The 22,050-nt window shown below is 40.4% G+C and carries 12 protein-coding genes; 5 read left to right on the forward strand and 7 right to left on the reverse strand.

All coding sequences use genetic code 11. From position 1 onward, the window contains the following. Positions 1–2 precede the first annotated feature (2 nt). From RBH95_RS15520 to RBH95_RS15550, 7 genes are all read right to left on the reverse strand, one after another. Positions 3–1,811 carry an alpha-amylase family protein gene (locus RBH95_RS15520; protein WP_307900476.1) on the reverse strand — a complete coding sequence of 603 codons (1,809 nt, stop codon included), beginning with the start codon at positions 1,809–1,811 and terminating at the stop codon, positions 3–5. 93 nt (positions 1,812–1,904) lie between these two features. Next, entirely contained in the window at positions 1,905–3,809 is a 1,905-nt protein-coding gene (locus RBH95_RS15525; protein ID WP_307900477.1) for a glycoside hydrolase family 13 protein, read from the reverse strand. Between the two features lie 5 nt (positions 3,810–3,814). Next, positions 3,815–5,929, reverse strand: a complete 2,115-nt coding sequence (locus RBH95_RS15530; protein WP_307900478.1) for a glycoside hydrolase family 97 protein — start codon at positions 5,927–5,929, stop codon at positions 3,815–3,817. Between the two features lie 48 nt (positions 5,930–5,977). After that, positions 5,978–8,287 carry a glycoside hydrolase family 65 protein gene (locus RBH95_RS15535; protein WP_307900479.1) on the reverse strand — a complete coding sequence of 770 codons (2,310 nt, stop codon included), beginning with the start codon at positions 8,285–8,287 and terminating at the stop codon, positions 5,978–5,980. Further along, positions 8,284–8,940: a beta-phosphoglucomutase gene (gene pgmB, locus RBH95_RS15540; protein ID WP_053976176.1), complete on the reverse strand. Its 657-nt coding sequence runs from the start codon at positions 8,938–8,940 to the stop codon at positions 8,284–8,286. Before pgmB ends, RBH95_RS15535 begins: the two co-directional genes overlap by 4 nt. After that, entirely contained in the window at positions 8,933–10,282 is a 1,350-nt protein-coding gene (locus RBH95_RS15545; protein ID WP_307900480.1) for an MFS transporter, read from the reverse strand. The genes pgmB and RBH95_RS15545 overlap by 8 nt, the downstream gene beginning before the upstream one ends. A gap of 132 nt (positions 10,283–10,414) precedes the next feature. Further along, complete coding sequence (locus tag RBH95_RS15550; protein ID WP_307900481.1) at positions 10,415–11,455, reverse strand: LacI family DNA-binding transcriptional regulator; 1,041 nt, start codon at positions 11,453–11,455, stop codon at positions 10,415–10,417. A 229-nt stretch (positions 11,456–11,684) separates the two neighbouring features. On the opposite strand from RBH95_RS15550, the gene RBH95_RS15555 reads away from it, so the two are divergent. Genes RBH95_RS15555 through RBH95_RS15575 form a run of 5 tightly spaced genes read left to right on the forward strand, consistent with a single transcriptional unit; the run spans position 11,685 to position 22,046 of the window. Continuing rightward, on the forward strand, positions 11,685–14,621 hold the full coding sequence (locus tag RBH95_RS15555) for a TonB-dependent receptor (protein WP_307900482.1): 2,937 nt from the start codon (positions 11,685–11,687) through the stop codon (positions 14,619–14,621). A gap of 11 nt (positions 14,622–14,632) precedes the next feature. Further along, entirely contained in the window at positions 14,633–16,213 is a 1,581-nt protein-coding gene (locus RBH95_RS15560; protein WP_307900483.1) for a RagB/SusD family nutrient uptake outer membrane protein, read from the forward strand. A 12-nt stretch (positions 16,214–16,225) separates the two neighbouring features. After that, positions 16,226–17,281 carry a SusE domain-containing protein gene (locus RBH95_RS15565; protein ID WP_307900484.1) on the forward strand — a complete coding sequence of 352 codons (1,056 nt, stop codon included), beginning with the start codon at positions 16,226–16,228 and terminating at the stop codon, positions 17,279–17,281. Positions 17,282–17,287: 6 nt separating this feature from the next. Then, a complete protein-coding gene (locus RBH95_RS15570) occupies positions 17,288–19,093 on the forward strand; it encodes a SusE domain-containing protein (RefSeq protein ID WP_307900485.1) in 1,806 nt (601 codons plus the stop codon). 55 nt (positions 19,094–19,148) lie between these two features. Further along, on the forward strand, positions 19,149–22,046 hold the full coding sequence (locus RBH95_RS15575) for an alpha-amylase family glycosyl hydrolase (RefSeq protein WP_307900486.1): 2,898 nt from the start codon (positions 19,149–19,151) through the stop codon (positions 22,044–22,046). Positions 22,047–22,050 lie beyond the last annotated feature (4 nt).

A 22,050-nucleotide genomic window follows, 5' to 3' on the forward strand; every position in this document is an offset into this window, starting at 1 on the left:
AACTACTGAAATTTAAGAATAAAAGATTCTAAAGGTTTTAAAGGAATTCTTGCCGAAGCACTAGAATCCGTGACATGCAAAGTTGTTTGAAAATCATTATAAAGTTGATCTTTCAAAATATAATCTCCTCCTTGTAATTGCCATTTTTGCCTTAAGGATTCTGGCAACTTCAAATCGAATTCTGTACCAAAATAAGGATCAAAATTGGAGACAATAATCAACTTTTCATTTCCATTCCAACGCGCAAAAGAAAACTGCTTCAAACCATAATGCTCGGTATGATGGGTATTGTAGGTATGAAGCTCTTCATATTCCCCCATCAAGGCTTCACTGGAAATTGTAAAATTTAGCAAGCGCTTGTAGAAATCGCGCAATTCCAGCTCTTCTGGTGTAGACTTGCCTCCATCAAATTGTTTGTCGTTTACCCAGCGTCTTAATGTAGGAACACTTCCATAATCAAAAATGGAAGTTCGGGAAGGATCACCAAAGCCTAAATCTTCAGCTCCAGGCTCTCCAAATTCCTGACCAAAATAAATTAAGGTTGGTGACGTACTGATGGTTGCAGATAGCACCATCGCCGGCTTTGCCTTTTGGGCATCTCCTGCAAATTCAGGGCTCGCAATACGTTGCTCGTCGTGGTTTTCCAAAAAGTGCAACATATGGTGTTCTATGTCGGACAAATAGTTTTGAATAGGCGGAATATTATCGGTTTTGCCATGGCCTTGCATGATATGCTTCAAGGTATCATACAACTGAACCTTGTCGTACAGATAGTCCATTTTCCCTTTATGGATATAGGCTCTATATAAATCTGGATTGTAAACCTCTGCCAATAAAAAGGCATCTGGGTTTTTCATTTTTATAGCTGAATTCATATAGCTCCAAAATTCCACAGGAACCATTTCTGCCATATCATATCTAAAGCCATCCACGCCTTTTTCCAACCAATACAAGGCAATATCCTTAAACTTCACCCAAGAATCCGGTACTATTTTATCTTTCCAAAATTGATAGTGCGCTTGGTAATCCTTATTTTCAAAACCTTCTGGCAACTCAGGAAAATCCTTGTGTCCATCTGGACTTACCCCATAATTTATTTTTACCGTTTCGTACCAATCGTGAAAATTGGGCTGCGCCAAACGCGATCCATTTCCAGTCCACTTGGCCGGGTTTTCATCAAACTTACCATCTGCCAAAGGATTTGGTTGTCCACCCAAAGGTTGGTAATTATTTTCGGGCACTGGCACCTTAAAAGCTTCCCCCGGGATGTAATAAAAATTATTGTTAACACTGTATGCTTTTGAAGTATCATCCTTAGCTCCGAAGCTTTCTACTCCCTCAGGATTTGTGATGCTTTGATAGTTTCTTGCTACGTGATTTGGCACAATATCAATAATGAGTTTTAATCCATTTTTATGTGTACGCTCAATCAAGGCTTCAAATTCTTCCAAACGTTTGGAAACGTCTTCTGCCAAATCAGGATTCACATTATAATAATCCTTCACCGCATATGGAGAGCCGGCACGGCCTTTCACCACATCGGGATCGTCGTTGGAAATTCCATAAGCAGTATAATCGGTAATGACATCATGGTGAGGTACACCGGTATACCAAATATAGGTCACTCCTAGATCCTTAATTTCCTGAAGCGCTTTATCTGAAAAGTCGTTAAATTTTCCAACACCATTTTCTTCAATGGTTCCCCAAGGCTTGTTGGTGGCGTTCGTATTGCCAAAAAGTCGTGTAAACACTTGATAAACGACTTCTTTTTTAGCAGTATTATCCGAGATTGGTTGTGTTTCACTTGTCATAGGAGTCTCTGTTTTTTCCTTGCATCCCAAAACGAGAAGAAGCGCTACTGCAAAATAACATAAACGACTGAAAATCATAACCAAAAAAGTATTTTAAAATGTATTTAATGTTGATAAAAGCAGCATTCCCTTTGCAGGTAATGTTACATTTCGATCCCAAACAATCTTTTCTTTAGAAAGGATATCGGTCATGGATTTCCCTTTAAGTCCCAATTGCTCAAAACGATCCAAGTCTATGGTTTGCTCGACATTATTCTTATTGATAATCAAAACCACTGTTTCCTCTCCCTGGCTTCTAGATAGCAAGTACACGCCATTATCAGGAGCAAAATGCAGGGTACTTCCGTCATGGATTGCCTTACTTTGCTTGCGATAATTCAATAGTGATTTTACAAACTGCTGCATGTCCTTCTTCTCAGCAGACAAACTTTTTCCTGTAAAGGCATTGACAGCATCAGTATCCCAACCCCCAGGAAAATCTGTTCTAATCAGTCCATGGTCGTGAGGTTTGGCTGTGTTTTGCATGAGTATTTCCGTACCGTAGTACATCTGCAGGGTGCGCGGCATCAAAGCCATATAACTTAGCGCCATTTTTGTATGGGGAATGTTTTCCTTTAACTGGGTAAACACACGATCCATATCATGATTGTCTGGAAATACCATTATGGATTTTGGATTGGTGTAGACAAAATCGTTGGCCAAACCTTCATACATCCTTACCAAACCTGTCCCCCATGTTTCTTCTTCATTCAAAGCTTTTACAATGGCTTCCTGCATAGGAAAATCCATCGTAGACTTTAAATGCGATTCGTAGCCTTGCTTATTGGGGGTTCCGGTTTGCCAATATCTTACCAACAAAGGATTGACACTCCACTCTTCTCCCACAATATTGAAATTAGGATATTCGGTCATGATGGCACCGGCCCATTTCCCCATAAATTCCTTATCGGGATATGGGTAGGTATCCTGTCTGATGCCTCCCAACTGAAGCGTTTCCACCCACCAAATGTTGTTTTGGATGATATAATTAGCCATGAAAGGGTTGCGCTGGTTCAAATCTGGCATAGCAGGTACAAACCAACCTTCGCTCATTTCTTTCTTATCAATAATAGAAGCGTACAAATCCTGATTGGTCGTACGTCTGTGATTGGAGTTTTTCACCTTTCCACTAGCCTCATAAGCCTCTTGTTGGTTCACCCAATCCTTAAAAGGTAAGTCCTTCATCCACCAATGGTAACTTCCACAATGGTTCGCCACCATGTCCATGATGAGTTTCATCCCCTTTTGAGATACTTGTTGCGAAAGTGTTTTGTAATCCTCCAAAGTTCCAAACCTTGGATCTACCTCATAAAAATCGGTAATAGCATAACCGTGATATGAAGATTCTGGCATATCGTTGGTCAACAAGGGCGTTGGCCAAATGGCTGTAAAGCCCATGCTTTCTATATAATCCAAATGCTGAATAATCCCTTCAATATCCCCTCCATGTCGACCATAATCGTTTTTACGATCGATGATTTTTTCATTCATATTGGCACGCACATCATTAGATGTGTCGCCATTGGCAAAGCGATCAGGCGTAATCAAGTAAATGGCATCACTGCTGTTGAAACCTTCAAATTGCTCCGAAGACTTGTCACGCTGTTTCAGTTCATAAGTGATGCGTTCTTTTTCCTTTCTGCCATTTTTAAAGACGATATCAAAACTCCCTGCTTTCACAGAAGGCGCTATGTTCAAATCGATAAACAAATAATTGGGGCTATCGGCTTTATGGACTTTAACAATGGAAATTCCCGAAGATTCCACACTTGGCGTAAGCTTGCCAACATCGTCCCCCTTCACCAATAGTTGCACAGATGGATTTTTAAAACCTACCCACCAGTTGGGTGGTTCCACCCTTTCAATTTGAGCGTTTGTAAATAGACTCAGCCCAAGAAAAGCACCACAAATAACCGTATGCTTTAGCCCTCCAAAATATATCCCCAACACTTGTTTCATAATTCTTATTTAATCTCTGTTATACTAATGGCAAAACCTCCTCCTGGAGCAGAATACTGCGACAATTTAGATTTACTGGTCACTTTTTTAGTCTTAATCGTGTAAGCCTGTGGGTTGGTTTTATAATGAGCATCCTTAGCATCGGCATAAATAGTGGCCAAATATTTTTTTCCATCTTCTAGAAAATCCAGTTTGATGTCAGCTGTTCTGCCGTCCACGCCGTTTACATTTCCAACAAACCAACTGCTACCCCCTTTTTCTTTTCTTGCAATGGTGATGTACTCTCCAGGCTCAGCCTCTAGATACACACTTTTCTCCCAATCTATAGCCACGTCTTTTATAAATTGAAAAGCATCCATAAACTGCTTGTAATGTTCTGGTAAATCGGCCGCCATTTGCAACGGACTGTACATGGTAACGTACAATGCCAATTGGTTGGCAATAGTACTATTGACATGCGATTGATTGGCAGGATTAAGCTTACTGATGTCCATTTCAAAAATACCTGGAGTATAATCCATCGGCCCTCCAATTAAACGCGTGAATGGTAAAATGGTCACATGGTTAGGTTTTGAACCTCCAAAAGCTTGGTATTCGGTTCCTCTTGCCGATTCGTTCCCAATTAAATTAGGCCATGTTCTGCAAACACCAGTTGGTCGTACTGCCTCATGAGCATTGATCATGATTTTATGTTCGGCTGCCTGCTCTAAAGCATATTGATAGTGGTTAACAATCCACTGGTTATAGTGGTTTTCGCCTCTTGGCAAAATATCTCCCACATAGCCACTTTTTACGGCAGTATAGCCATGGTCATTCATAAATTGATATGCCTGTTCCAAATGGCGCTCGTAGTTACGAACCGATCCTGAGGTTTCATGGTGCATGATCATTTCAACACCTTTGGATTTGGCATATTGATGAATGCCTTCCACATCAAAATCTGGATATGGGGTTACAAAATCGAAGACATAATCCTTGGACTTTCCAAACCAATCTTCCCAACCTTCGTTCCAACCTTCTACCAAAACGGCATCAAAACCATGTTCGGCAGCAAAATCAATATAATCTTTAACATGCTTCGTGTTGGCGGCATGGGTACCATTAGGCGTTGCTTTGGAAAAATCGGTTACGCCCAACTGTACTGCAGGGTAATCATTGGTGTAGGACCAAGAACTTTTACCCGTGATCATTTCCCACCAAACACCAATGTATTTCACGGGCTTAATCCATGAGGTATCCTCAATTTCACAAGGATCATTCAAGTTCAAGGTAATTCTTGACGCCAAAATATCCCTAGCATCATCGCTTACCATCACCGTACGCCAAGGCGTATTACAAGGGGCCTGCATATAGCCTTTGTCCCCATTGGCATCTGGCGTTAACCAAGATTCAAACACCAAGTTTTTGTCATCCAAATTCAAGTGCATACAGGAATAATTGATCAAGGCCGCTTCATGGATGTTGATATACAAACCGTCATCGGTTTTCATCATCAAAGCTGTTTGCACGCCTGTTTTAGAAAACTGTTCCTGCGAAGCATTTCCTGTTACAGCTGCATCAAACTTTCCTCTAATTTCCGACAATCTTGATTTGGTATAATCGTATTCTTGAGTATCATAATCTCCAGGAATCCAGAGTGCGATATGGTCTCCTGCCATTGCAAATTGGGTGCGCTCTTCCTTGATGACGAAATACACCAAATTTGGCTGCGACGGAAATTCATATCGAAAGCCCAAGCCCTCATCAAACAAACGAAAACGGATGCGCATAGTGCGATCCGTTTCGGTTTGTTTTAGCGTTACCGCCAATTCATTATAATGGTTTCTAATGGTTTGTTCTTCACCCCAAACAGGTGTCCAATTGTCATCAAAAGTTGCTGTTTCGGTATTTACAATTTCAAAGCCATTCAACAAGGAGGTTTTATCATCCTTGAGCTCCAAGCCCAAACTACTTGGTTTTACAACAGCCTTGTTTTTGTAGGACAATTGATAGGTTGGCGTGCCGTTCTGTTTTAACGAAAATTCCATTTCCAAAGCCCCATTTGGCGATTGTAGCACCTGTGCCCAAATCCCCTGAAAGGCCAAAAACAACACTAAAAATAATATACTAACTCTCTTCATCTTTTTTCCTTTAATACCGATTCTTTACTTTGTATTCCAAACTCTGGGCTATCCCAAAGTCGCTGTAGTTCCTTTTGTTACTGTAATTACTTGATCATTCACCAAAATGTCCAAAGCATCACCTGTTTCCAACTCAAAGCTTGTTTGCTTTTGAGACACATTCACTTTCAAAATTTGATGCCTGAAGTTCACTTTGAAAGAATAACTGGTCCATTCCTTTGGAATTTTTGGTTCGAAGAACAACTTGTCTTCCTTCACACGCATCCCTCCAAAACCTTCTACAATACTCATCCAAGTCCCTGCCATGGACGTAATGTGAAGTCCTTCGTGCACTTCCTTGTTATAATCATCCAAATCCAGACGCGATGTTCTCAAATAAAAGGTATAAGCCATTTCCATTTGATCCAATTTTGCAGCTTGAATGCTATGCACACATGGCGACAAGGAACTTTCGTGAACCGTAAATGGCTCGTAGAAATTAAAATGACGCTCCAATTCCTCAGTAGAAAAATGGTCTTCAAAAAAGTAGAACCCTTGTAAAGTGTCCGCCTGTTTTATATAAGGTGAACGCAAAATGCGATCCCAAGACCATTTTTGGTTGATTGGCCGTTCGGATTTATCCAAATCGGCAACCGTTATCAATTCCTTATCCAAGAAGCCATCCTGTTGCAAATACACTTGGTGCTCTTCGGAATATGGGAAATACATATTGCCAGACACATCTTTCCAAGCTTTTAGTTCCTCAGCTCCCAATTGGACTTTGTCCATGATTCTGGAATAATCTTCGGCATACTCGCCTTTTATTTTCTCAATGTTTTCCAAAGCATAATTGATACACCATTGGGCAATGTAATTGGTGTAGAAATTATTGTTGACATTGTTTTCGTATTCATTCGGACCTGTTACGCCCAAGATGACATATTTATTTTTCGCTGTTGAAAAGGTCGCGCGTTGATGCCAAAAACGGGCAATCCCTATCAATACTTCCAATCCTTTTTCTGGAATGTAACTGTAATCGCCAGTATACCTGTAGTAGTTAAAAATGGCAAAGGCAATGGCTCCGTTACGGTGAATTTCCTCAAAAGTGATTTCCCACTCATTATGACATTCTTCTCCATTCATGGTTACCATAGGATACAAAGCAGCTCCATTTGAAAAGCCCAATTTCTCAGAATTTTCAATGGCTTTATCCAAATGATGGTAACGGTATTCCAACAAGCTTCTTGCCACATTTTGATCTTTGGTAGCCATGTAGAACGGGATACAATAAGCTTCGGTATCCCAATAGGTACTACCGCCATATTTTTCACCGGTAAATCCTTTTGGTCCAATATTCAATCGTGCATCTTTCCCTAAATAAGTGTGGTTCAATTGCAGAATATTGAAACGGATTCCCTGTTGTGCTTTTACATCACCTTCTATGGTGATGTCGGCCATAGCCCAAATATTGGCCCAAGCCTCTTTTTGTTTTGCCAACAAACCTTCAAAACCTAAATTATAGGCCTCTTGCAAAGCACTTTTGGCTGCGGCCACTAAATGGGTTTTATCGTGATTTCTATCTACCACATAACCTCCCATTTTGTTGATAGTAAAGGTGTCTTTTGCCTTTACATCGGAAGTGTATTCAAAACTGATTCTGGTATCGTTTTGAGAAATGTTTGGGGTTAAAGCAAGTGCTTTACCATTTACCAAACATTGCGATTCCATAAACGTACAGGTATGGAATTGCGTTTTCATAGTGTGAGCCTCTATGAAGGCTTGTACACCATTGTGGGTAATGTTGGTAATGTTCCAAAATTTGTCATCCCAATTGGAATCTTCGTTGGTGATTCCTGCATCCAAATAAGGCTCAAAAACAATGGCCACATCTTTATTGAGTGGTGTCACCGAATAATTGATGGCGCCCACTTCATCTAAATCAAGACTTAAAAACCTTTTGGAAGCCACCTTTACCTCCACTCCATTTGGAAGTGTTGCCGTAAAGGATCTAGATAACCAACCTTCTTTCATGTTCAGTTCCCTAACAAAATCCTTCACTTCTGTACAAAGGTGCAAATCCAAAGCCTCGCCATCCACATACACGTTAATCCCTATCCAATTGGGAGCATTCAATACTTTGGCAAAATACTCTGGATAGCCATTTTTCCACCAGCCCACACGGGTTTTATCAGGATAATAAACCCCAGCGATATAGCTGCCTTGGAATGTTGGACCGGAGTACTGCTCTTCAAAGTTGGCACGTTGGCCCATGGCTCCATTTCCAATACTAAATAAACTCTCTGAGGATTTAACGCGATCTGGCTCAAACCCTTCCTCAATAATGGACCAATTGTCTGGTTTTATATAATCTTGATTCATTTTTCAATTAGTTCTTTAATAAAATCTGTTGAGATTTCTGTAAAATCATTAAATACATAATCGGCATCTCCCAATACCGTTTTATCTCCTATGCCTATGGCAATCATTTGGGCTGCCTTGGCCGCCTCGATTCCTGCCGACGCGTCTTCAAACACGATGCAGTGTTTAGGTTCTATTCCCAAAGCTTCCGCCCCTTTCAAAAACACTTCTGGATTTGGTTTTCCTTTTACCACATGGTTACCATCCACAATTTGATCGAACTTGGAAAGCAAATCGACCTTTTCCAAAATAACCGTGGCATTTTTACTGGCCGAGCCCAAGGCAATTCCCTGTTTATTCTCGATAAGGTAATTGAGCACTTTAGGAACATCCGGCAGAATTTCTGAAGCATTCATCTGCTCGATGTAGTTCAGGTAATCGGTATTTTTGGAATCCATAAGTTCCTTGAATTCTGCTTCGGAAACCGTCTTGTTGCCCCAAGCCAATATCTTTTCCAACGATTTTACACGACTCACACCTTTCAATTGTTCGTTTTGTGTTTCGGTAAAATCCACGCCAATACTATTGGCTAACTTTTTCCAAGCCAAAAAATGGTATTTTGCAGTGTCTACAATAACACCATCCAGGTCGAAAATAAATCCTTTCTTATTCATTTGCTGTTTCTATTATTTCATCCACATCCTTTACTCTTCTCACTAAAAGTGCCGCAATTAAAAAGCTCACTCCACTAGTTACCAAAGCCAACATGGCATTTTCGTTGTAAAAATATTTTACGATAGGTCCGCCTATAAAGGCATTAATAATTTGAGGGATTACGATAAAGAAGTTGAAAATCCCCATATACACTCCCATTTTTCTGGCTGGGATAGACCCCGCCAAAATAGCATAGGGCATTGCCAGGATACTGGCCCAAGCAATTCCTACGGCCACCATTGATAATATCAACCAATATTGATTTGGAGAGAAATACATGGATATTAAACCAATCCCTCCAATGATCAATGATATTACATGAGTTCGTTTTCTTCCAATTCTCGCCGCTATAACGGGTAAAAAGAAGGCAAAAATTGCAGAAACTAAATTGTACACTCCAAATAGCACGCCTACCCAATCACCAGCATTTTGATACGTTTCACTATGTGTATCGCTAACCGGCAAACCGTAGATATGATGTGCTAAAGCTGGGGTAGAAAACACCCACATTCCAAAAAGGCCGAACCAAGAGAAGAATTGCACCCAAGCCAGCTGCCTCATAGTTTGAGGCATTTTAGCAAAGTCTGTAAAAATATCCATTAAACTGGATTTTTCATCTTCAGGCACTTCTTCTTGATCTGACATTTGAGCCAACTCTTCAGGCGAATATTCTTTGGTCCTAAACACCGTAACAAGAACACTTACCACCAAAATAGCGGCTCCAATCCCAAAGGATAGTAATAAATTAAGAGGCACACCACCATCTTTTCCAGAATTGGAAACCCCGAAAAAGTTAGTAAGCACATAAGGCAACCATGAACCAACCACAGCACCTATACCTATTAAAACTGTTTGAATACTGAACCCTAAGGTTCTTTGATCTGTTCGAAGATTGTCTGCAACCAAAGCGCGAAACGGCTCCATGGCTACGTTAAAAGAAGCATCCATGATCATCAACATTCCAGCTCCCACCCATATGGCAGGCATAAATGCTGTGAACATATCTGCATTAGGCATTAAAACCAATCCTAGTGCCGCCAGCAAAGCCCCTACTAAAAAATAAGGTCGCCTTCGGCCCAATCTAGTCCAGGTTCTGTCGCTGTAATGCCCAATGATTGGTTGAACAATTAATCCGGTAAGAGGTGCCACAATCCAAAACCAGGACAAATGATGTACATCTGCTCCGAAAATCTGTAAAATTCTACTGGCATTGGCATTTTGCAGGGCAAACCCCATTTGAATTCCGAGAAACCCAAAACTCATGTTCCAGATTTCCCAAAAGCCTAATACACGCTTTTTCATTTAAATAGTACTTTTAATTGATACTATTTTGATAAGCGTTAACTTATCAAAACTTATAGGTGAGAAGTGAAAATATAAGTTTTGATCGGGTGTAAAGATAACAAAAAGTTCGTTACCTACGAGTTATCTTTTTTATTTGGTGGATTCTCGCTCTATTAATTCGGTTTCCAAAACCACTGTTTTACAGATCTCTTCCTCAGTTTCACCTTCCAATTTATCTATTAAAAGTTCTGCAGCCTTTTCTCCTATTTGCAAGGCATGCTGGCTTACAGTCGTCAAACTAGGCGTAGCATGCTTGGACAATACGCCATCGGTAAAACCTATGACCTGCAGGTCTTCAGGAATATTTTTATTAAGACGTCTCGCCACTTTCATTGCCGTAAGCGCATAGAGTTCGTTAACCGCAAAAATACCATCCAATTCAGGATTGTCCTTAAAGAGGTATTCAATCTCCCGTTCCAATTCCTCCAAGTGATCTTCAGAATCCAATTCCTCCACTATTTTCAAGATCAAACCAGATTCCGGTTCAAACTTATGCTCTTCCAAGGCCTCCAAATAACCTTGCGTTCTCAAACGCCCTACACTAACATAGTCTTTGGTGGTTATGATAGCAATATGCCTACAACCATTGGCGATTAATTTTTTAACGGCATTTTTTGACCCCTGAAAATCATCTACAATTACCTTATCACAGTCTACTTCATTTACTACTCTATCAAACATGACGATTGGCATTCCTTGCGCAATGGTTTCCTTAAAATGGTGGTAATCCTGCTGCAGCAAAGTTTCTTTGGAAATTGACAGAATAAACCCGTCAATACTGCCATTGGCCAACATTTCCATATTAATGACTTCCTTGTCAAAAGACTCGTTGGAAAGCCCTACAATAACATTGTACCCTCGCTTATTGGCCACTTTTTCTATCCCCATTATGACCTTGGAAAAAAAGTGGTGCACAATCTCCGGAATGATAATCCCAATGGTCTTCGTTTTCCTGTTTTTTAAGCTCAGGGCAATGTTGTTCGGTTTATAGTTATAGAGTTTCGCAAATGCTTGGATTTTTTCACGCGTGTCCTCACTAATTTCCTTACTGTTTCTGAGGGCTTTAGACACGGTTCCAATGGAAACCTCCAACTCTTTCGCAATCTGTTTTAGCGTAACCTTTCTTTTCATAAATTTTTCTTTTCCGGCAATAAATATACTCCTAAATTGATAATCTGTTAAATTCTTGGTGCCATATTCATTTATTTCATATTTTAAGCTAAAGTTTTCAACACGAAAACGTTTGCGCAACCCCTATAAAATGGATATCATAAAAATTGACATAAAATTTACCTAGTTTTATCATTGAGAAGTGAAAATATAACTAAATAAAGTTAACAAACTAATTCAAAAGTATTGTATGAAAACAACGCTAAATTACTTATTATTCCTGTGTTGCATGCTGCCTTCATTCCTGTTTGCGCAGTCCCAACTTTCAGGTGTAGTAACGGAAGAATCTTCATCCTTGCCACTACCTGGGGTAAATGTCATTATTAAGGGCACCACTTCGGGAACGGCAACCGATTTTGATGGGAATTACCAATTGAACGTCAATAATGGAGACGTTATTGTATTTTCCTATGTGGGGTATATTACCCAAGAAATCACTTACACAGGCCAAAGCACCTTAAACGTTAGTATGGTTGAGGATGCTGCCAAATTGGATGAAGTTGTAATTATTGGTTACGGTGCAGTAAAAAAAGATGACCTTACGGGAACTGCTGACATGGTAACTTCTGAAGACTTCAACAAAGGACCTATTGTATCCGCCCAGCAATTAATTACCGGTAAGGTAGCTGGGGTGTCCATTACATCTGGTAGTGGTGCACCTGGTGAAGGACAGGATATCCGTATTAGAGGTACAGGATCCCTATCCTTAAGCAGTAATCCTTTAATTGTAATAGACGGAATCCCTATCAATAACGATGCTGTTGGTGGTGCCAGAAACCCATTAAACCTGGTTAACCCTAACGACATTGAAAGCATGGTGGTTTTAAAAGATGCCTCTGCAACGGCCATTTATGGGTCTAGAGGGGGTAACGGGGTTATTTTGATTACCACTAAAAAAGGAAAGGACAACGATTTTAAATTCAATTTAAATTCTTCTACTACGCATCACACCTCAAATGCTACCGTAGACCTTCTTAATGCAGATCAATTTAGAGAAGTTGTTGCTAACCATCCTCGTGCCAATGAAGCCACATTGGCCCTGCTAGGTAATGCCAATACCGATTGGCAGGATGAAATTTATTCAAATGCTTTTGGTCAAGATCACAACTTTAGTGCTTTGGGAAGTGCTTGGGGAGTTCCAATGAGAGCCTCTTTAGGATATTCCGATCATGATGGTATCTTAAAAAGAGACAACTTTAAAAGAACCACGGGGTCCTTGAGTTTCACTCCTAAATTATTTGACGACCATCTTAAAATTGAGTTAAACGCTAAAGGACAGTACACTGAGAATTTCTTTGGAAACAGAGGCGCTATTGGCTCTGCCAACGTGTACGACCCTACGCAGCCTGTATACAATGCAGATGGCAGTTACTTTGATTGGGTAGACGGTACTGGTACACACATTAGTTTATCACCTATTAACCCGGTAGCTCAATTGAACTTGGTTGATGACACCTCTGAGGTTAGACGTTTCTTAGGAAATGCCAAAATGGACTATAAATTCCATTTCTTACCAGAATTAACAGCGACTGTTAATTTAGGGTTAGACAAATCCAATAGTGCTGGAAGAACAGTTACTTCAGAAGAATATCCTTCAACTGATCCAGATTGGATTGGTTCCAGAAATGAATATTCCCAAGAAAGAACAGACCAATTGCTAGATGCCTATTTGACATACAACAAGTCATTTAATGATGAGGCCCACAATTTAAATGTGGTAGCGGGATACTCCTACCAATCATTTGAATTTGATGGCTACAGCTATAGCAGTATCGATGAGCAAAACGCCATTGAAAACCCAGATGCCGATATTCAATTTGAATACATTGACAGAAGTAAAAGTGTATTGCTTTCTTATTTTGGTAGATTGAACTACGACTATAAAGGACGCTACTTATTAACTGCAACTTTTAGAGCAGATGCTTCTTCCAAACTTAATTCGAACGACAGATGGGGGTATTTCCCGTCAGCTGCTTTGGCTTGGAACCTTAAAAAAGAAGAATTCATGGAAGATAGTGGTGTCACCGAATTGAAACTTAGAGTTGGTTACGGAACCGTAGGTAACGTAAACGGTTTGGGAGACTACTTATTCTTAACTCGTTATACAGGAAGTAACTCTTTTGCAACCTATCTATTTGGAAATAATTACTATCCAACCTATAGACCGGATGCTATCAACAAAGATCTTAAATGGGAGGTTAGTGAAACCTTTAACGTTGGTTTGGACTATGGCTTTGCAGAGAACAGAATTAAAGGGTCTGTTAATGCCTACATAAGAAAAAGTAACGATTTGATTGCCACCTCAACGGTAGATCCATTTACCAACTTCTCTAACAGAATCGCTGCCAATATTGGTGACATGGAAAACAAAGGTGTAGAATTTGACCTTACTGTAATTCCTGTTAGAACTGAAGATTTTGAGTGGTCTGTTAACTACAATGTCTCTTTTAATGACAATGAAGTAACACGTATGCCAGACCAACAGTATGTTGGAGGTATCTCGGGAGGTGTAGGTAACAACATCCAAACCCACATAGAAGGGGAAGCGCCCTATAGCTTCTTGGTATTCCAGCAAATCTATGACGAAAACGGCGATCCTATAGAAGGAGCGTTTGTTGATAGAAATGGTGATAACGTTATCAATGATGCCGACAAGTTCATCTACAAAGATCCTTACGCTGATGTATTAATGGGATTGAACACCAATGTATACTACAAAAATTGGGACCTTTCCGTACAAACAAGAGCTAGCATTGGTAATTATGCATACAACAACGTGGCTTCAGGAAATGCCTACCTAAATAATGTAATTCCTTCAAGTAACAATTATTTAAGCAATATTCATTCTGAATATTTAAATTCAGGATTCCAACAAATTACTGACAATACCTTGTTAAGTAACTACTTTATACAGGACGCCTCTTTCTTTAGAATAGACAACATCACTTTAGGACACACCTTAAACCATGCTATCAAAGACACTACAATTAGACTTTACGGTTCTATTCAAAACGTAGCAGTCTTTACAGATTACGATGGCTTAGATCCCGAAATCAATGGTGGTATCGACAACAGTTTTTACCCTAGACCAAGATCTTTCGTGTTTGGTGTTAATATTGACTTTTAAAAATTGCAACTATGAAAAATATCTTTAATAAAATATCATACGCTTTTATAGCCTTGGCAATGGTGAGCTGTCATAACGATTTGGATCAATCTCCAATAGACCCAGACAGTTTTACCGAAGAAGACGTATATGCCAATGCCGATGAAGCAAAAAGCGCCTTAGCAAAACTATATGCTGGTTTTGCAGTGACGGGACAACAAGGACCTGCGGGAAATCCAGATTTGGATCCAAATGACATCGACGAAGGGTTTTCGCAATTCACAAGAACCTTGTTCTACCTTAATGAATTAACTACAGACCATGCTGTATTAGGCTGGGGTGATGCTGGAGTTGCCGACATGCACGGCATGTATTGGACAGACAGTAACGACTTTACAAACGCCATGTACAACCGCTTGGGACAAGAAGTTTCCTTCTGTAATTCATTTATTGAAAATGCAGGACAATTATCCGATGCTGAAGTACAAACGTTTATCGCTGAAGCACGCTTCCTTAGAGCCTACGCTTACTACAACTTAATGGATTTATATGGAAACGTACCTATCCAAACTACTGTAGCGACTACATTACCAACTCAAAACTCACGTCAAGAAGTTTTCAATTTCATTGAAGCGGAGTTATTGGAAGTGAAAGACCTATTACCTGCCAGCGGTGCCAACGAATATGGCCGTGTAGATCGCGTAGCTGCTTGGGCTTTATTAAGCAGACTGTACCTTAATGCTGAAGTTTATATCAACGAAAACAGATATAATGACTGTATTACCTACTGTAATGAAGTTATGAATTCGTCTTACTCTCTTAACATGTCTGACGGGAACGGAAACGGAACAGCCTATGACGAATTGTTCTTGGCTGATAACGACAGTAATGGTGCCCAAAACGAGTTCATCTTCGCATTGAATTTTGACGGTGTACAAACCCAAACTTATGGGGGAACCACCTTTTTAGTACATGCACAAATTGGAGGCTCTATGGTTCCTGCCGATTATGGTGTAGACAGTGGTTGGGCTGGTTTAAGAGTAACTAGTAGCTTGGTGAACAATTTTGAAGATGGTGATATGAGAGCTATGTTCTATACCGATGGTCAGTCTTTGGAAATTGAGGATATCTCTCAATTCAGCAATGGGTATGCGGTGACCAAATTCAAAAATATCGACACCAACGGTAACCCAGGAGTTGGTTCTGGTCAAGATTTAAGAACAGACAATGATTTACCACTGATCCGTTTAGCAGAAATTTACCTTAACTATGCCGAAGCTACCTTAAGAGGCGGCAATGGCGATATGGCCACGGCGGTGCAAAAAGTCAATGAAATAAGAACAAGAGCTTTTGGTGGAAATACAGGAAACATAACTTCCAGCAATCTTACTTTGGACTTTGTTTTGCATGAAAGATCTAGAGAATTGTACTGGGAATTGTTAAGACGTACCGATTTAATTCGTTACAACCAGTTTACAACAGGAAGCTATTTATGGCCTTGGAAAGGAGATCAACCTAATGGAATTTCTGTAGACTCTTACAGAAACCTATTCCCTATTCCTAACAATAACTTAGCGACCAATCCTAACCTTACCCAAAACCCAGGATACTAAAAACAGATGAAAATGAAACAGCTTATAAATTATTGTTTAATCGTGGCTACCATGTTTTTCGTTGCTTGTAGCAGTGATGACGGCCACGACGACTTCCAAATTACCGAAGGGACATTTGGAGACATTTTAACACCCAACGATGGGCAGTCCTATACCTTAAACCCTTTTGAAAATCAAACCAACACGGCCATTACGATTACTTGGGAAAATGCCGATTATGGTGTACCAACCCAAATAAGTTATATCGTAGAAGCAACCCAAAGTGGTACCGATTTTGAAGAACCTATTGTAATAGGAACTACCAGTTCTAACGTGTTGTCTTTAGACATTGCAACATTTAATGGATATGCGGTGGGAGCTGGACTGCTTCCTTTTACCGAAGGAAGTTTGGACATTAGAGTAAAATCAACTATTGGTAACCAAAGTGACATGCCACTTTACTCCAATGCCATTTCAGTATCCGTAACACCTTTTACTACGGCATTACCTAAATTGGCTGTTCCTGGAAACCATCAAGGATGGGATCCTCCAACAGCACCACTTTTAGCATCTTCTGCTTTTGGAGAAACCGATTACCAAGGGTATGTTTGGTTAGATGGTGGTTACAAATTCTTAGCTCCTGATGCTGCCGGTGCTTTCCAATGGGGCAATACCGACTGGGGAGACGATGGTACTTCTACAGGAGTTCTTGTTGCCGATGATGAAACCGACTGTACTGCCACTGCAGGCTATTACTTTGTAGAAGCTAACACGGGAGCACTTACCTATGCCACAACTGCAACAGATTGGGGTATCATTGGTGAAGCTACACCTACGGGATGGGATTCAGACACTGATTTGGTCTACAATAGTTCTACTAGAACTTTGGAAATAGATATTGATCTTGAACCTGGTCCATTTAAGTTTAGAGCAAATAATGAATGGACTTTTGAATTAGGATCCTTTAACGACGATGGCTTCCTTCAAGCTGGAGGAGATTTAACCTTCGATGGTCCTGCAGGGAATTACCATGTGGTTTTAGACCTATCTAACCCAAGGGAATACACTTATTCTCTAACCCAAAACTAATTTAAGATGAAACATTTATTAAAAATATTTTCTGCTTTTGCACTACTGCTTGTAGCTGTAAATTGTAACAATTCCGATGATTTCACCTTCATCGACCCCGCCGAAAGTTTCAAGATTGTTTCTCCAAACGAAAATGCAGCCTTGTTATTGGATGGTGCCAACACCCAAAATGTGGCGCTTACTCTGGTTTGGCAGGACAACATTTCTGGAGCCGACAATTACACAGTTGAAATGGCTGCCGATGAAGAATTTACAGCGCCTATTGTTTTAGGATCCTCTACCTCCCTTTCATTTTCAATGACCGTAGGAGAACTTAACGCTGTTTTATTGGATAATAATATTCAAGCTTTTGAAGAATCTGATGTGTTTTTTAGAATCCTAGGAGGAGATGATATTTCAGAAGTGCTAAAAATGAAACTTAGCTCTTACCCTGAAAACAATCCTGTAATTACAAGCCCCGATAGCTCTTTTGAAATCGTCCTTACAGATATTTCCGAAGACGAGCTTGCAACAACCATTGAATGGAATGATCCTGATTTTTCAGAGAATCCTACAGCTACCATCAACTACTATGTTGAAGGCGCCATTGCAGGAACCGATTTCGCTACTGTTGAAACCTTAGGAACTACAGAGGATACTATGTTGGAAATGACCTATGGTGAATTGAACGACGTTGCCCTTAACTTGGGAATTGAACCAGAAACTGCTGGATCAATAGATATTAGAATCCGTTCGGTGATTGAAACTGCAGCAGGCGATTTAGAGCGTATATCAAATGTTATTACCATTACGGTTACACCATATGAAACTGCACTTCTACCAGTTATCTATGCAGTTGGTGCTGGCATCCCTACAGCTGGTTGGGTATGGGATTCTCCTGCAGAATTCCCACTTCAGGGAAGTGTGTACTCCGGAAACGTCATGTTATCACCTGAGAACGATGGTAACTTTAGATTCTTTGGACAACAAGATTGGGGTCCAGTTAGCTTCAACTATCCGTGGTATGAGTCAAGAGGATTTACGATTGATGAAAACTTGGTTAACGCCAATGATGGTGACAGCAACTTCCAGTTTATTGGAACTGAGGGGGAGTATTTCCTGGAAATCGATATGGAAAACAAGACCATCACTTTAGGCCCTCCTGTTGTTGGCCCTAACTGTGAGTACGATCAATTATGGTTGGTAGGCGCTGGTATTACTAATGCGGGTTGGAATTGGGACTCTCCAGTGGAATTACCTTGTACTGGAAATGGAGTCTATTCTGGAAATGTTGACTTTAGCAATGACTCTTTTAGATTCTTTGCGCAACAAGATTGGAATCCGATTAGCTTTAATTACCCATATTACGAAGGAGCAGGGTATACCATCGACAGTAACTTTGCAAATGCCAATGATGGTGACAGTAACTTTAGCTTTACAGGAACGCCTGGAGAATATTACCTAAGCGTAGACACCATTAATAAAACCATCACATTGGGTGACCCTCAAATTGAGTGCGAATATGAAACCCTTTGGATTGTTGGTGCCGGAGTTAATGGCTGGAACTGGGACTCCCCAGTGGAATTCCCTTGTACAGGAGCTGGAGTATATTCTGCTGAAGTAACCTTTACAAACGAGGCCTTTAGATTCTTCGCACAACAAGATTGGGGTCCAGTTAGCTTTAATTACCCACATTACGAAAGTGAAGGCTATACTATCGATTCCAATTTTGAAAATGCCAATGACGGCGATAGTAATTTCAGTTTTGTAGGCACGCCTGGGACGTATATACTCACCATGGACACCGTCAACAAAACCATAACCCTTCAATAAGAAGTTTTACAAATGGGCTATGAGAAATCATGGCCCATTTTAATATAAAATAGCTATGAAACATACATTACTTTCTTTATTGTTTTTTTCATTGTATGCGGTTTCACTTGGGCAAACACAAAATGACGTAAGCTTTAACATAAGCCCTTCCCCATTTGAAGAAACCGATGAAATCACCATAACAGTCTCCAACTTGGATGCCTCTATATGGGGTAGCACCAATGGAGCAGACCTATACCTTTGGACCTGGTATTTCGACACCAATGGCAATCAAGCCGGAGATTCCCCGACCAATGGCGATTGGGGCAATTCCAACGAAGCGCAAAAATTCACCAACAATGGTGATGGCACCTACTCCTTCACTATGACTCCTACCGAGCTGTATCAAGATACGGGCATTGGTCAAATAGGAATGCTGGTTAAAAGCGACGATGGTAGCCAACAATCTCAAGATACATTATTCTATGTAGGTGCCGTGACAGTAGTTTTTAACAGTCCAAATTCAGATCCTGTTATTGTGGAATCTGGAGGCAACCTCTCCATAAGCGCTTATATGCAATCTGGAGGAAGCTTACAAGTAGGAAATTTTGAAGTCCTTTACAACGGTAATTCTGTAGCTACAGGTCAGGGGTTCCCAACTTACGGCACTACTTTGACCAATCTAACAGAATCTGGAACAATAACAGTTATCGGCACACCTTCAGGTTCTTCAGAATCCGGAGAATCCTCCTTTGAAGTCATTATAGCCAGCTCAGTAGTGGAAGCCCTTCCAGAAGGCATGGAAAACGGCATCAATTACGATTCCGAAGACGCCACCAAAGCAACCTTGGTTTTAGATGCCCCCAACAAAGATTTTGTATATGTAGCAGGTAGCTTTAATGATTGGAATCCCTATTCAGGCACCTATTTAATGAAGAAGGACGCATCCTCTTCCAAATTTTGGATAGAACTGAATGGTCTAACTTCTGGCGAAATTTATACATATCAATACTGGACCTACACCAATTCACCAGCAGCCAATTCACCAAGTGAAGTAAAAACAGCCGATCCATTTTCAACCTTGGTATTATCTCCTGGGGATGATCCGTATATTCCAGAAGACACCTACCCTAACCTTCCTGACTATCCAGCAGGGCAAAACCATGAAGTAACGGTTTTGCAAACAGCCCAACCAGCCTATGATTGGCAGGTGACCAACTTCACAAAACCCAAAAAGGAAGATTTGGTAATTTACGAAGTGCTGATTCGTGATTTTGACAGCGACAGAAACTTTCAGGATATTATTGACAAGATTGACTATTTCAAAGATTTAAACGTAAATGCCATTCAGCTAATGCCTGTGATGGAATTTGAAGGCAACGAAAGCTGGGGATACAACACGTCCTTCCATATGGCTTTGGATAAGTTTTATGGTACTGAAGCTAAATTAAAAGAACTCATCGATACCTGTCACCAAAATGGTATTGCCGTAATTTTGGACATCGCATTAAACCATGCCTTTGGAAGAAATCCAATGGTGCGTATGTGGTCAGACAATTCAGGGAATATCAATAGCGACAACCCTTATTTCAACCAAACGCCTGCGCATTCTTATAATGTGGGATCAGATTTTAATCATCAGCAGGTACGTACACAATACTACTCAGAACGTGTTGTGGAACATTGGATTGAAGAATTCAAAATTGACGGAATTAGATGGGACCTGACCAAAGGATTCACTCAAAATTGCGCCAACAACGAAGGTTGTACCAACGACTATAATGCCGATCGTGTTGCTCTACTTAAAGAGTATGCCGATTTCAGTTGGGACTTGGACGCCAATCATTATGTCATCTTTGAACACCTAGGAACCGATTGGGATGCCAACAACGATGGACAGACTTCATTGGATGAAGAAATAGAATGGGCCAACTACCGCATCGATGAAGGAAAAGGCATCATGTTATGGGGTAATTTGAATTACCAATACAACGAATTAACCATGGGATACACAGCCAACATTACCTCTATGGAACATACTTCCAGAGGCTTTGACCAACCTAGATTGGTAGGCTATGCCGAAAGCCATGATGAAGAACGTTTGATGTTTAAAAACCTTCAATACGGAAACTCCAATGGCAGCTATGATGTTACCGAGCTTAACACAGCCCTAGGGCGTATGTCGGCTCTTGGAGCCGTAAGTTTAACCATCCCGGGACCTAAAATGATCTGGCACTTTGGTGAATTGGGTATGGAAAATTCAATCTTCACTTGCAACGATGGCACTGTTAACTTACCGGATAATGATAGTGATGGTGCAGGTGATTGTAAATTGGACACCAAACCGCAACCACAATGGGCCAACAACTGGCCAGATGATACTAACCGAAGCCAAATTTATGAGGATTGGGCACGAATCAATGCTTTGAAAATCCAAGAAGACGTATTTGAAGGCGACTACACCATTGAGTCTGGAAACTTGACACCCAAAATTTACATTTGGGATGACGCCCTTCCTTCTACTGAATTGAAGAATGTGGTCATCTTGGCCAATTTTGATGTGGTAGCACAAAACATAGTGCCTAACTTCCCTTATACAGGAACTTGGTATGACTTGATGGACAATACCGGAAATACAAGCATGGAAGTTAGCAGTACAACAGCAACCATTAATATGGCACCTGGCACCTTTAAAATCTACGGAAACTTGGCCGCAACCTTGAGTATTGAAGATCATGTTTTATCTCAAGGAATTAAGGTATACCCTAACCCAACCAACAACAGTTTCCAAATTAATAAAGCCACCACCCAGGTTGCGATTTATGATATCACAGGGAAATTGGTAAAATCATTTTCAGGCGACTTCCAACAAGGCCATGGATTTGATATTTCAAACCTGATGCCAAGTATTTATATGGTAAAACTAAAAAATGAAGAAGGGCAAACAGCGACTTCTAAATTGATAAAACTATAAGTTT

This window comes from Mangrovimonas sp. YM274 (assembly GCF_030908385.1).
Classification (GTDB): domain Bacteria; phylum Bacteroidota; class Bacteroidia; order Flavobacteriales; family Flavobacteriaceae; genus Mangrovimonas_A.